The organism is Rhodococcus ruber NBRC 15591 (assembly GCF_001894945.1).
In the GTDB taxonomy this organism is placed as follows: domain Bacteria; phylum Actinomycetota; class Actinomycetes; order Mycobacteriales; family Mycobacteriaceae; genus Rhodococcus; species Rhodococcus ruber.
The window spans coordinates 154,340-167,135 of sequence record NZ_BCXE01000035.1; the positions used below are offsets into that span (position 1 = coordinate 154,340).

The following is a 12,796-nucleotide window of genomic DNA, read 5'->3' on the forward strand; positions in this document are numbered from 1 at the left end:
CGCTACTCGTGGACGACGGTGTGGGCGGGCGGTTCGGGTGGCGGCGCCGCATCCGGGCCGACGACGACGAATTGCCCCATCATGCCGTCGTCCTCGTGCCGGAGCAGGTGGCAGTGGTACATGTACGGCGTCGCGGGATCGGGGTGACCGGTGAACCGCATCAGCAGCCGGACGGTGCGCCCCGGTGCGATGTAGACGGTGTCCTTCGGGCCGGACAGGGCGGGGTGGCCGTCACCGAGAACGCGGAAGCTCGTCCCGTGGACGTGGAAGTTGTGGATCGTGCCGCTGCTGTTGCGGACCTCCCACACCTCCGTGGCGCCGGCGGCGACGGTCTGGTCGATCCGGGACATGTCCGTTTCGCGGCCGTCGATGGTGCCGGAGCCGGTGAGGTCCAGGTGCCGGGTGACGTCGGGGGGACCGGGATCCTCGTGGGTGACCGGTTCCCCCTGCACCTGCGCGCTGGGCGTGAGCGTGCGCGCGGCGCGCAGCTCGAGGATGTCGAACTCGTCGTCACCGCCGGAGAACCTGGTCTGCCAGAAGTCCGCACCCAGGTCCGGCGGGGTACTGCGGAGCACGGTCGTCGCGCCCGCGGGCAGCGCGACGACAATCTCGGCGCGCTCGCCGGGGGAGAGCTGGATGCGGCGCATCGGTGCCGGATTCGTGAGCGGGCCGCCGTCGGTGCCGACGAGCAGGAACGGCAGACCGGTGTCGAAGGAGAAGTTGTACACGCGAGCGTTGGAGGCGTTGAGCAACCGCAGCCGGATCCGCTCGGCGGTGACGTCGAGGTAGGGCCGCGGGGTGCCGTTGACGACGATCTCGTCGCCGAGGAGGCCGACGGCGGCGAACATCGCGCCGTCGGTGGCGAGTTGGTCACGGTCGAACCGCTTGTCCTGCACCACGAGTGGGATGTCGTCGATCCCGTACCGGTCGGGCAGGGGTGGACCGCCGGCCGGGTCGTCGAGCAGGAACAGTCCGGCGATCCCGCGGTAGACGTGGTCGGCGGTGGTGCCGTGCGGGTGCGGGTGGTACCACAGCGTCGCGGCCGGCTGGTCGATCGTCCACTGCGGACTCCACGTCGCCCCCGGGGCGATCGGCTGGTGCGGGCCGCCGTCCACGGCGGCCGGCAGGTGCATGCCGTGCCAGTGCAGGGTGCTCGCCTCGTCGAGCTCGTTGGTGACGTTCACCCGGACCTGTTCGCCGCGGCCGGCACGCAGCGTCGGCCCGAGGTACGACCCGTTCACGCCCCAGGTCCGGGTGCCGGGACCGTGCCCGAGGTCCGTGGTGCCGCGCTGCATGGTCAGGTCGAACACGCGGACCCCGTCGGGTGCGATCGTGCTCGTCGCGAGCGGCGGGATGCGCAGCGCACGGTCGAAGGTGACCCGGCCGGTGGTGTCGACCACCGCCGAGTTCCACGCGTGCGCGACGAGGCCGCCCGCGATCGCCGTGAGGACGACGATCACGGCGACGAGCGCGCCGGAGAGTTGCAGCAGGACCCGCTTCACGAGATCGATACTGCTGCGGCGGGCGGGGCGGCACATCCGGGCACACACCGGAAATCGGACTGGGGGACAACCCCGAAAGGACCGGTGTGCGCGGGTGCTCCCGGCGGACCGAACGGGGGGGTTCCTCTGACGAGCGGGTGGTTGCCGGGCCCGAGGCTCGGCCGGTGCCGCGGGAACCGCCTTCTCGTCGCGAACCGGCAGGGGACCCGTCAGCGCGCAGAGCGGATCGCCGGGATCCGATCGTGCCGATCGGCCCGGACGATGCTGGGGAGCAACAGCTCCCACATCTGGTCGAGGCGGGCCTCGAGGTCCGCGCGGTCGGCGAGAACCATCGACAGCAGGTACACCCCCGCGACGGAGGAGACGAGGAACCGGGCGTGCGCGGCCGGGTCCAGTCGGGCGCTCAGTTCCTCTTCGTCCGACGCACGCCGGAACAGGGCTTCGAACACCGTGATCCAGCTTCGGTAGGCCTCGCGGTCGGCGCGTTCGTACTCGCCGGTCAGCCGCAGTCCGGCCTGGACGATCAGATCTTCGCTGAACAACCGTCCGAGCGCATGGGTGAGCGCGACCAGCTGCTCGAGGGCGGGGCCGTCGGCGTGCAGGACGGTGCCGATCGCGGCACGGGTGCGCTGTTGCTGTTCGCTGATCAACGCTTGCACCAGGGCGTCCTTGGTGGGGAAGTGGAAGGTCAGCGCTCCCTTGGTCACTTCGGCCGAGGCTGCGGCCTCGGCGAGGGCCGTGCCGTGCACGCCGTTGTCGGCGAACAACCGCGCGGCGGCGAGAAGGATCTGCTGTCGGGTCCGGATCGCGCGCTGCTGGGCCGGGCGCCCGACCGCGGGAGCCTCGGACGGCGGATTCGCAGCGGCCGGAGTGGCTGCCGGCTCGACGGTCGGTGCACCGACGCAGTCCCGGGTCATCTCCACTCCTCGCATTGTCGGCCGCCCTGCGTGACCGGGTGCGGACCGGGGGTGGTCCGTTCGGGCCGGCCCCCCGAGCCTGCCCGAACGGACCCTCACCCCTCCGCTCCCTGCGGTGCCACCAGAGGCCCGTCCGTGCCGCGGCACAAGGCACGTCCCGGAGGTCTGTCTCTGGAAGCGCTCCCAGCATACCACCGAAAAACCAGTCGTCCGGTTTTGGCGGCACCCACGCCGGCGGAGTGCTCGACGGCTGTCCCCTGCCGGGAGCCGTCCTCGGCAGCGATTTCCGGCCCGGTGAATTCCGGCTCGAATGTCACATTCGATTCGTGGCCGGTGTCTCCATGCCGAGAGAGCAAGCAACCGAAGGAGGAATCATGACCAGCAGCACCAGGATCCCGAAGGCGGAGCTGACCGGCATCTACGGCGCGCTCGTCGAGCGGATGTCCCGGAAGATGCTCGGGGACGTGCCCGAGGGGGTGGGGGTGATGTGGCACAACCGGAAGGTGCTGAACTTCGGCTTCGGGGTCGGTCGCCGGATCCAGAAGTGGGACCGGTGTGACGAGAACCTGAAGTCGTTCGCCCATATGGCGGTGGCCAGCCTGGTCGGGTGCAGTTTCTGCCTGGATCTCGGCTACTTCCATGCCCACAACAAGGGGTTGGACGTGGCGAAGGCGCGTGAGGTGCCACGGTGGCGTGAGTCGGATGTCTTCACGCCGCTGGAGCGCGACGTCATGGAGTACGCCGAGGCGATGACGCAGACGCCGCCGACGGTCACCGACGAATTGTCGGCCCGGCTGCTGGAGGCACTCGGCCCGGCCGCGATGGTGGAGCTGACCGCTTACATCGCGCTGACGAACTTCATGACCCGCTCCAACACCGCGTTCGGCATCGAGTCGCAGGGGTTGTCCGCCGCCTGCAATCTCGAGCCGCTCGCCGTAGCGTCGAAGTCGTGACCGACGACCCGTTCGTCGCCCACCGCAACCTGCTCTTCACCGTCGCCTACGAGATGCTCGGCTCTGCCGCCGACGCCGAGGACGTCGTCCAGGAGACGTGGCTGCGGTGGGCGGACGTGGACCGGACGCAGGTGTGGGACGCGCGGGCCTATCTGGTGCGGATCGTCACCCGGCTGGCGCTCAACCGGCTGCGGGCATTGGCGCGGCAACGCGAGGAGTACGTCGGGGAATGGCTGCCCGAGCCGCTGCTCACGACTCCCGACGTGGCCGAGGACGCCGAACTCGCCGAGAGCGTCTCGATCGCGATGCTCACCGTGCTGGAGACCCTCGGTCCGGTCGAGCGGGCAGTGTTCGTCCTGCGTGAGGTGTTCGATACGCCCTACGACGAGATTGCCGAGGCGGTGGGCAAGACCCCGGCCGCGGTCCGGCAGATCGCCCACCGTGCCCGCCGGCACGTCGCGGCGCGGCGACCGCGGATGCGGGTGGAGCCGGCCGAGCAGCTGGCGGTGGTCGAGAAGTTCATGACGGCCCTCGCGACGGGCGATGTGCAGGGCCTGATGGAGGTGCTCGCCCCGGACGTGGTGGCGATCGCCGACGGCGGCGGGGTGGTGCCGGCGGCCCGGAAGCCGATCGCCGGAGCCGAGAAGCTGGCGGCGCTGCTGATCCGCCTCGCCCAGGCCCCGGGCTTCGTGGCGGCCGGTGCCTGGCTCAATGGGATGCCGGGCGCACGTTTCGAGGTGGAGGGCGCAGCCGCTGCGGTGAGTCTGGTGGTCGAGGACGGCCGGATCACCCGCCTCTACGCGGTCAACAACCCCCACAAGCTGGGGCGGCTGGGAACGTCGGCGGAACTGCGGCGGTGACCGTCCCGCCCGGCGGGCCGCGCAATTCGAACATATGTACGATGAGCGAGGACGGTCGAGCCGAAGGCGGTGCGGGGATGGGCTGGGGGAGTGGGCCGCCGACCTGGTCGGAGCTCGAACGCGTGTTGTCGGGCCGGCCCCGGCGCGACGTGGAATTCCCCGGTGACGGCAGCGACAGTCCCGCCTGGTCGCGCACCCGCGGAGAGTACGAACCGCGCGTCCGGCCGCCCGACGGGCCCGTCGTGCCCTACGCCGAACTGCACGCCCACTCGGCGTTCAGCTTCCTCGACGGTGCTTCCGGTCCCGAGGAACTCGTGGAGGAGGCGGTGCGTCTCGGCCTCGAAGCCGTTGCGCTCACCGACCACGACGGTCTCTACGGCGTCGTGCGCTTCGCCGAAGCTGCCCGCGAACTGGGGATGCGCACCGTGTTCGGCGCCGAACTCTCCCTCGCCGCCGGAGCGCCGGACGAGACGCACCTCCTGGTCCTCGCGCGCGGGCAGGAGGGGTATCGGCGGTTGTCCCGCGAGATCGCCGCCGCGCATCTGACCGGTGGGGAGAAGGGCCGGCCGCGCTACGACTACGACGCGCTCACCGATGCGGCCGGCGGGCACTGGCAGATCCTCACCGGCTGCCGCCGCGGGCACGTCCGCCGAGCCCTCGAGGTCGGGGGCCCCGAGGCGGCCGAGACGGCCCTGTGCGACCTCGTCGAGCGCTTCGGCGCCGACCGGGTCACGGTCGAGCTCACGCACCACGGCCTCCCCGAGGACGGCGAACGCAACGCGTTGCTCGCGGAACTCGCCGATCGCCGAGGTCTTTCGTGCATCGCCAGCACCGCGGCCCATTACGCCACGCCGGACCGCCGGCGACTGGCGACAGCGCTGGCCGCCATCCACGACCGGCAGAGTCTCGACGAAGCCGCGGGCCGGCTCCTCCCGACCGGGGGCGCCCACCTGCGTTCCGGCGCGGAGATGGCGCACCTGTTCGCCGCCCACCCCGGTGCGGTCCGCCGGGCCGCCGAACTCGCCCGGGACTGTGCGTTCGACCTGCGGCTCATCGCCCCGAACCTGCCCCCGTTCGACGTACCCGAGGGGCACACCGAACTCAGCCGGCTGCGCGAACTCGCCCTGCACGGGGCGCGGCACCGTTACGGCACCCCCGAGGACGATCCGGCGGCCTACCGGCAGATCGAGCACGAACTCGATGTCATCGGCCGGCTGAACTTTCCCGGCTACTTCCTCGTGGTGCACGACATCGTCACCTTCTGCAAGGACAACGACATCCTCTGCCAGGGGCGAGGTTCGGCCGCCAACTCCGCCGTCTGTTACGCCATCGGCATCACCAACGTCGACCCGGTCCGCAACGAGCTGCTCTTCGAACGCTTTCTGTCCCCGGAACGCGACGGACCCCCCGACATCGACATCGACATCGAGTCCGACCGGCGGGAGGAGGCCATCCAGCACGTCTACGCCAAGTACGGGCGGACCCACGCCGCTCAGGTCGCCAACGTCGTCACCTACCGCGGCAAGTCCGCCGTCCGCGACATGGCGCGGGCCCTCGGCTACGCGCAGGGCCAGCAGGACGCCTGGAGTCGCCAGGTCACCAGGTGGCACGGCGTGGAACAGGAGCCCGACACCGACATCCCCCCGTCCGTCCTCGCACTCGCCGCACAGGTCGAAGGACTGCCGCGCCACCTCGGCATCCATTCCGGCGGGATGGTGATCTGCGACCGTCCCGTCGCCGACGTGTGCCCGGTCGAATGGGCCCGGATGGCGGGCCGCACCGTGCTGCAGTGGGACAAGGACGACTGTGCCGCCGCGGGACTGGTGAAGTTCGACCTGCTCGGACTGGGCATGCTGTCCGCGCTGCACTACATGATCGACCTCGTCGCCGAGCACGAAGGAGTCACGGTGGATCTCGCTCGTCTCGATCTCGCGGAGGAAGGGGTGTACGAGATGCTGCGCCGCGCCGACGCCGTCGGGGTGTTCCAGGTCGAGTCCCGCGCGCAGATGGCCACCCTCCCGCGCTTGAAGCCACGCGTCTTCTACGACCTGGTGGTCGAGGTGGCGCTCATCCGGCCGGGTCCCATCCAGGGCGGGTCCGTGCACCCGTACATCCGGCGCCGCAACGGGCTCGAACCCGTCACCTACGACCATCCCTGCCTCGAGAAGGCCCTGAAACGCACCCTCGGGGTGCCGCTGTTCCAGGAGCAGCTGATGCAGATGGCTGTCGACGCCGCCGGGTTCACGGCGGCCGAGGCCGACCGGCTGCGCCGGGCGATGGGGGCCAAGCGTTCGACCGCGAAGATGGAACGGCTGCGCGGCCGGCTCTACGACGGCATGCGCGAGCGGCACGGCATCACCGGCGACGTTGCCGACCGCATCTACGAAAAGCTCTATGCCTTCGCGAATTTCGGTTTCCCCGAGAGTCATTCGCAGAGCTTCGCGGCCCTGGTGTTCTATTCGGCGTGGTTCAAGCTGCATCATCCGGCGGCATTCTGTGCGGGCCTGCTGCGCGCGCAGCCGATGGGGTTCTACTCCCCGCAGTCCCTCGTCGCCGACGCCCGCCGTCACGGTGTCGTGGTCCACGGACCGGATGTGAACGTGAGCCTCGCCCAGGCCACCACCGAGAACCGCGGCCGGGACGTGCGTCTCGGCCTCGGCGCGGTCCGCCACCTCGGTGACGCGCTCGCCGAACGGATCGTCGCCGAGCGCACGGCGCACGGCCCCTACGCGTCGTTCCCGGAACTGTCCCGGCGGGTCGAGCTGAGCACCGTCCAGGCCGAGGCCCTCGCCACGGCGGGAGCCCTCGGGGGCCTCGGTATCACCCGCCGGGAGGCGCTGTGGTCGGCGAGCGCGGCTGCGGCGCAACGGCCGGACCGGTTGCCCGGCGTCGGCGCGTCGACGCAGGCCCCCGCACTGCCCGGCATGAGCGATGTCGAGCTGGCCGCCGCGGACGTGTGGGCGACGGGGATCTCCCCGGACAGCTATCCCACCCAGTTCCTGCGCCCGCAGCTCGACGCGCTCGGCGTCGTGCCGGCGGCGCAGCTGCTGCAGGTCGCCGACGGGGCGCGGGTGCTCGTGGGGGGCGCGGTCACGCACCGGCAGCGACCCGCGACCGCCGAGGGCGTGACCTTCCTCAACCTCGAGGACGAGACCGGGATGGTGAACGTGGTGTGTTCCGTGGGGCTGTGGGCGCGGTACCGCACGCTCGCGCACACCGCACCGGCGCTGCTGGTACGCGGACGGGTGCAGAACGCGGAGGGAGCGGTGACGGTGGTCGCGGACCGGTTGCAGCGCATGGATCTGCGCATCACCGGAAAGTCCCGCGACTTCCGTTAGCATCCTGCGGCATGCGACGCCCGCTGGTGATCCTGCTCGCCCTGCTGTTCCTCGCCGGATGCGCCGGAGGCGGCGAGGGGGCGGGTGACGGAACCGCGGCCGCACCACCGCAGCCGTCCCTGTCCGACGGCACCCGCGAATCGGCACCTGCGGACGCGCAGCCCACTTCGCGCAAGGAGATCGTCACCGGGCACCTGGTGCTGCGTGCCGGCGATCCGGTCGCTGCCGGACGACAGGTGGTGACGCTCGTCGAGGCGGCCGGCGGCCGGGTGGACTCGGTCACCGAGCAGCCGGGCGCCGCCAGTGTGCTGACCGTCCGGGTGCCGGCGGACCGGCTCACCGGGACGATCGAGGACATCCGCGGGCTCGGCGACGTGACCAGCCTGACCACCACCCGCGAGGACGTCACGCTCCAGTACACCGATCTCGAGGCGCGGATCGCGGCCCTGCAGTCGTCGGTGGACCGGTTGCGCGCGCTGATGGCCTCGGCCGCGACCACCGCCGACCTCATCGAGGCAGAGAACGCGCTGGCGCAGCGTCAGAGCGAACTCGACGGTCTCGTCGCCCAGCAGCGCTACCTCGCCGACCAGATCGAGCTGTCCACGCTGACCGTGGAGATCTCGGCGGAGCGCCGGGCGGACCGGGACAGTTTCGTGGACGGGGTCCTCGCCGGATGGGGTGCGTTGCGCTCGGCGCTGGCCGGGTCGGTGGTCGCTCTGGGGGTCGCGTTACCGTGGGTGGGGTTTCTCGCCGTGTGCGCAGCCGTCGTCTACGTGGTCGTCCGGCTCGTCGCGCGGCGGGGCAGACCGGAACCAGTCCCGAACCCGGAGAGGAACGACCAGGATGCGTGAGGTCGGCCTGGCCACCCTGGACACCGCGCTCGCCGCCGGTGCCCCCGTCATCGACGTCCGTGAGCGCGACGAGTACCTGCAGGTGCGGGTGCCCGGGGTGACGCTCATCCCGCTCAGCGAGTTCGTCGCCCGCGCCGACGAGATTCCGGACGCGGACACGGTCTACGTGATCTGCGCGGTCGGTGGACGCAGTTCGCAGGCCGCCGGCTATCTGGTCGGACGTGGCATCAACGCCGTGTCGGTGACCGGCGGAACCGTGGCCTGGCAGCAGTCCGGCCGCGACGTGGAAGTCGGGGTCTGACCGGGCGCGCTCGCACGGGAGCGTCCGGCCTGCCGTCAGATCGCGGCGGCGACGATCGCCACGGCGCCTGCCACGATGGCGGCGAGGGCGACGGCCAGCAGCGCGGAACCGACCATGGCCACGGCGACGAGCGCACCCACGACCGTGAGGACGCCCGTGAGGGCGACGCCTGCGTGTGGATCCTCGAGCAGTGCCGACGGATTCTTCGGACGGTGGGGAAGATGTGGTGCCGCCATGTCTGTTCTCCGAGTCGTTCGTCCGACTGCCGGGCGGCGAGCGCGTCGCCGGGTGCCCCGGAATCGGTCCGGATACCGAGAGTCCCCGGCGCCGGTGTCACGGCCGACGCGGGAAAATCACGAAATGATAACGACGTATAACGATTCGATGCGGAGTCCGTTCTTCGTGCAGCGCAACGAGAGGCGGGACATCGACGTCCGGGCCGTCGCCCGGGACGGAGCCGCCGGCCTACCGGGCCAGCGACGGTAGCACCGCGCCGAGGACGTGCGGCATCCACGGCGCGAACACCTGGGGGGACTGCTCCACGTCGCGCACGACCTCGGTGAGGGACTGGAACCGCACCTCGGCCACCTCGCTCGGGACGGGACGGGGCGCCGTGTGCACGCGTCCGACGACGACGTGGTCGAATTCGTGCTCCATGAGCGACGAACCCGGATCGTGGGCGGAGTAGACGACCGAGGCCACCTCTCGCAGGCCCGACGGGTGCACACCCAGTTCCTCCCAGCTGCGCCGGGCCGCGGCCTCGAGCACGCTCTCACCCGGGAGCGGATGCCCGCAGCAGCTGTTGGCCCACAGGCCGGCGAAGTGGTATTTGTCCAGGCTCCTGCGCTGCAGCAGGACGTTGCCGTCGGCATCGAGCAGAAACGCCGAGAATGCGCGATGCAGCGGAGCCGGAGGGCGGTGGGCTGCCACCTTCTCGGCCGTTCCCACTTCCCGACCGTCGCGGTCGACCAGCACGACAAGAGTCACGACGTCTCCACCTCCCCGTTCCACGTTCCCACAGTTGCGGCGTTTCCCCACGACGAGGCTCCGCGCGGCGTCGAAGGGGATTCGGGGCCGTCCCCGGCGTGGATGGGTCCGTTGCCCGGCCGGTTCAGACGGCCCCCGCGAAACCGTGCTGACGCCACGCCTCGTACGTGACCACCGCCGCCGCGTTCGACAGGTTCAGCGAGCGCCGGCCCGGCAGCATCGGAATCCGCACCCGGGTCGTGACGTGGGGATCGGCGAGCACCTCGTCGGGCAGTCCCGTGGGTTCCGGCCCGAAGAGGAACACGTCGCCGGGCCGGTACTCGAGCGCGGCATACGACACGCTCGCATGTGCGGTGAATGCGTACACCCGCTCCGGCCGCAGCGCGGCCCACGCGGCCTCGAGGTCCTCGTGCACGCTCACCGACGCCAGATCGTGGTAGTCCAGGCCCGCACGCCGCAGTTTCGGCTCGGTGAGATCGAATCCGAGCGGCTCCACCAGATGCAGCTCGCAGCCGGTCCCGGCCACCATGCGGATCGCATTACCGGTGTTGGGTGGGATGCGCGGCTCGTAGAACATCACTCGGAACACCGATTCAGCTTGCCAGCCGCACCTCCGGCGGTGCCGCCGGGGACCGTCCACGCCCGGGGCGGACGGCCGTGCGGTGCCGGACGCGCGGCTGTCCGGGTACGCGAGCACCTCCGCCGGTGAGGCTGCGTCCGACGTTGCCGGGCGACCTGAGACAATGGTGGTCGTGACTGCGACGATCCTGGACGGCAAAGCGACCCGCGACGAGATTTTCGAGGACCTGAAGGCCCGCGTGGCCGCGCTGAAGGCGAAGGGCATCACCCCCGGGCTCGGCACCGTGCTCGTCGGCGACGACCCGGGATCCGCGGCGTACGTGCGCGGCAAGCACAACGACTGCGCCAAGGTCGGCATCAACTCGATCCGCCGCGACCTGCCCGCCGACACGACGCAGGAGCAGCTCGACGCGGTGATCGACGAGCTGAACGCCGACCCCGGCTGCACCGGCTACATCGTGCAGTTGCCGCTGCCGAAGCACCTGGACGAGAACGCCGCCCTCGAGCGCATCGATCCCGACAAGGACGCCGACGGTCTGCACCCGATCAACCTCGGCCGCCTGGTTCTCGGCAAGGAGGCGGCCCTGCCGTGCACGCCGCGCGGCATCGTGCATCTGCTGCGCCGGTACGAGGTCCCGATCGCGGGTGCCCACGTGGTGGTGGTGGGCCGCGGCGTCACCGTCGGCCGCCCGATCGGGTTGTTGCTCACCCGCCGCAGCGAGAACGCGACGGTCACCCTCTGCCACACCGGCACGAAGGATCTCGCGGCGGAGGTGCGGCGTGCGGACATCGTCGTCGCCGCTGCGGGTGTGCCGGGACTGATCACCGCGGACATGGTCAAGCCGGGTGCGGCGGTCCTGGACGTGGGGGTGAGCCGGACCCCGGAGGGCCTGCGCGGCGACGTGGCCGCCGACGTCGGCGAGGTGGCCGGGTTCCTCTCGCCCAACCCCGGTGGCGTCGGACCCCTGACCCGTGCGTTCCTGCTGGCGAACGTGGTCGAGCGAGCCGAACAGCTCGCCGGCCGCTGAGCCCGTGGTGCACCTGGCCGGCGCGGAGCGCTGGTTGCGGCTGGCCCGGCGGAACCTACCGCTGCTGGCGGTGACGGTCGTCATCGCTGCGGCGGTGATCCTCGTGGTGGCGGACCGGTGGCGTCGTGGCGCGTTCGTCTTCGGCAGCGCCACCCTGCTCGCCGGTCTGCTGCGCCTGTGGGTCCCCGAGGACGAGGTCGGGGTGCTCGCCGTGCGCAGCCGGGCCTTCGACGTGTCCGCGCTCCTCGTCGTGGGCGGACTCGTCATCGCGCTGGCGGTCTCGATCGATCCGCTCGGCACCGGATGAGCCGCCGGGCCGCGGCGGCCCGGCGGCGCGCGGCCCTCAGCCTCGTGCGAGGGTGACGAGCTCGGTCAGGAGTTTGGCGACGGCGCCGGCCTCGGTGAGGAAACCGTCGTGACCGTCCCGGGACTCGAGGACGCGCAGCCCGTCGCAGCCCGGCAGGCCGTCGGCGATCTCCTGTTGCAGGCGCAGCGGATACAGGCGGTCGGAATCCACACCGGCGACGATCGTCGGTACCGGGGTGGAGCCGAGTGCCGCGGCCACACCGCCCCGCCCGTGTCCGACGTCGTGCCGATTCATGGCCTGGGTGAGCGCGACGTACGTACCGGGGTCGAACCGCGCGACGAGTTTGTCGGCCTGGTGCTCCAGGTAGCTCTGTACCGCGTATCGCCCTCCGTTCCAGGGGTTTTCGCTTCCCTGGGGGGAGTTCGCGAAGCGGGTGTCGAGTTCGCCCTCGGTCCGGTAGGTCAGGTGCGCGATCCGCCGTGCGATGCCCAGCCCGGTCCGCGGCACACGTCCGGTTCCGTAGTAGTCCCCGCCCTGCCAGTCCGGGTCGGCGGTGATGGCGGCGATCTGCGTGGTCTGGGTGCCGATCTGGTCGGCGGTGGCGCGGGCCCCGACGGCAAGGACGAGGGCCGCCTGCACCCGTTCCGGATACCCGATGATCCATTCGAGCGTCCGCATGCCGCCCATGGACCCGCCGGTCACGGCCGCCAACCTGTCGATGCCGAGCGCATCGGCGAGCGCGACCTCGGCGGCGACCTGGTCGCGCACCGTGATGCCGGGGAACCGGGAGCCCCACGCCTTGCCGTCCGGGGCGGGCGAACCCGGTCCGGTGGTGCCGCGGCAGCCGCCCAGCACGTTCGTCGCCACGACGCACCACGTGTCGGTGTCGATCGGCGCGCCCGGACCGACCATCCCGGTCCACCAGCCGGGCGACGGATGTTCGGCTCCGGCCGGCCCGGTCACGTGCGAGTCCCCGGTGAGGGCGTGTTCGACGAGGACGACGTTGTCGCGTGACGGCGACAGCCGGCCCCAACGCTGCACAGCCACCGTCACGTCGGGCAGGGTGGCGCCGGACTCGAGCGTCAGCGGCCCGATGTCGACGGTCCCGAGACGGCCGTCCTCCGGCGGCAGTTCCACGTGGCGCCGGTCGACGCGCGCCGTCAAGACGCGACC

Annotated in this window: 13 protein-coding genes; 7 read left to right on the top strand and 6 right to left on the bottom strand. The window is 71.4% G+C overall.

The annotated features are described in order from the left end of the window. Positions 1-2: 2 nt before the first annotated feature. The gene (locus RR3_RS21375; RefSeq protein WP_064066072.1) at positions 3-1,538 is read right to left on the bottom strand and encodes a multicopper oxidase family protein; all 1,536 of its coding nucleotides are present in this window, start codon (positions 1,536-1,538) and stop codon (positions 3-5) included. Between the two features lie 173 nt (positions 1,539-1,711). Next, on the bottom strand, positions 1,712-2,419 hold the full coding sequence (locus RR3_RS21380) for a ScbR family autoregulator-binding transcription factor (protein WP_010595535.1): 708 nt from the start codon (positions 2,417-2,419) through the stop codon (positions 1,712-1,714). Between the two features lie 374 nt (positions 2,420-2,793). Between RR3_RS21380 and RR3_RS21385 the strand changes: the two genes are divergently transcribed. The 5 genes from RR3_RS21385 (at position 2,794) to RR3_RS21405 (ending at position 8,722) form a co-directional block, all read left to right on the top strand. After that, positions 2,794-3,372: a carboxymuconolactone decarboxylase family protein gene (locus RR3_RS21385; RefSeq protein WP_040272407.1), complete on the top strand. Its 579-nt coding sequence runs from the start codon at positions 2,794-2,796 to the stop codon at positions 3,370-3,372. After that, positions 3,369-4,232 carry an RNA polymerase sigma-70 factor gene (locus tag RR3_RS21390; protein ID WP_010595533.1) on the top strand — a complete coding sequence of 288 codons (864 nt, stop codon included), beginning with the start codon at positions 3,369-3,371 and terminating at the stop codon, positions 4,230-4,232. Before RR3_RS21385 ends, RR3_RS21390 begins: the two co-directional genes overlap by 4 nt. Before the next feature lie 77 nt (positions 4,233-4,309). Continuing rightward, positions 4,310-7,570: an error-prone DNA polymerase gene (locus RR3_RS21395; RefSeq protein WP_048773455.1), complete on the top strand. Its 3,261-nt coding sequence runs from the start codon at positions 4,310-4,312 to the stop codon at positions 7,568-7,570. A gap of 11 nt (positions 7,571-7,581) precedes the next feature. Then, positions 7,582-8,421: a DUF4349 domain-containing protein gene (locus RR3_RS21400; protein ID WP_010595531.1), complete on the top strand. Its 840-nt coding sequence runs from the start codon at positions 7,582-7,584 to the stop codon at positions 8,419-8,421. Then, a complete protein-coding gene (locus RR3_RS21405) occupies positions 8,414-8,722 on the top strand; it encodes a rhodanese-like domain-containing protein (RefSeq protein WP_010595530.1) in 309 nt (102 codons plus the stop codon). Before RR3_RS21400 ends, RR3_RS21405 begins: the two co-directional genes overlap by 8 nt. A gap of 35 nt (positions 8,723-8,757) precedes the next feature. Here RR3_RS21405 and RR3_RS21410 read toward each other — a convergent pair whose 3' ends face one another. The 3 genes from RR3_RS21410 to RR3_RS21420 form a co-directional block, all read right to left on the bottom strand. After that, positions 8,758-8,958: a hypothetical protein gene (locus RR3_RS21410; RefSeq protein ID WP_010595529.1), complete on the bottom strand. Its 201-nt coding sequence runs from the start codon at positions 8,956-8,958 to the stop codon at positions 8,758-8,760. A gap of 229 nt (positions 8,959-9,187) precedes the next feature. Further along, positions 9,188-9,709, bottom strand: coding sequence for an isopentenyl-diphosphate Delta-isomerase (idi, locus tag RR3_RS21415; protein ID WP_040272413.1), 522 nt, complete (start codon positions 9,707-9,709; stop codon positions 9,188-9,190). 124 nt (positions 9,710-9,833) lie between these two features. Further along, positions 9,834-10,298: a tRNA (cytidine(34)-2'-O)-methyltransferase gene (locus tag RR3_RS21420; protein ID WP_026137509.1), complete on the bottom strand. Its 465-nt coding sequence runs from the start codon at positions 10,296-10,298 to the stop codon at positions 9,834-9,836. A gap of 163 nt (positions 10,299-10,461) precedes the next feature. On the opposite strand from RR3_RS21420, the gene RR3_RS21425 reads away from it, so the two are divergent. Both RR3_RS21425 and RR3_RS21430 read left to right on the top strand, forming a co-directional pair. Continuing rightward, positions 10,462-11,316, top strand: coding sequence for a bifunctional methylenetetrahydrofolate dehydrogenase/methenyltetrahydrofolate cyclohydrolase (locus RR3_RS21425; protein ID WP_190242314.1), 855 nt, complete (start codon positions 10,462-10,464; stop codon positions 11,314-11,316). 4 nt (positions 11,317-11,320) lie between these two features. Further along, positions 11,321-11,623: a DUF3017 domain-containing protein gene (locus RR3_RS21430; protein ID WP_010595525.1), complete on the top strand. Its 303-nt coding sequence runs from the start codon at positions 11,321-11,323 to the stop codon at positions 11,621-11,623. A gap of 36 nt (positions 11,624-11,659) precedes the next feature. Here the strand turns inward: RR3_RS21430 and metX are convergent, their stop codons facing one another. Then, complete coding sequence (gene metX, locus RR3_RS21435) at positions 11,660-12,760, bottom strand: homoserine O-acetyltransferase MetX (protein ID WP_017679626.1); 1,101 nt, start codon at positions 12,758-12,760, stop codon at positions 11,660-11,662. Positions 12,761-12,796 lie beyond the last annotated feature (36 nt).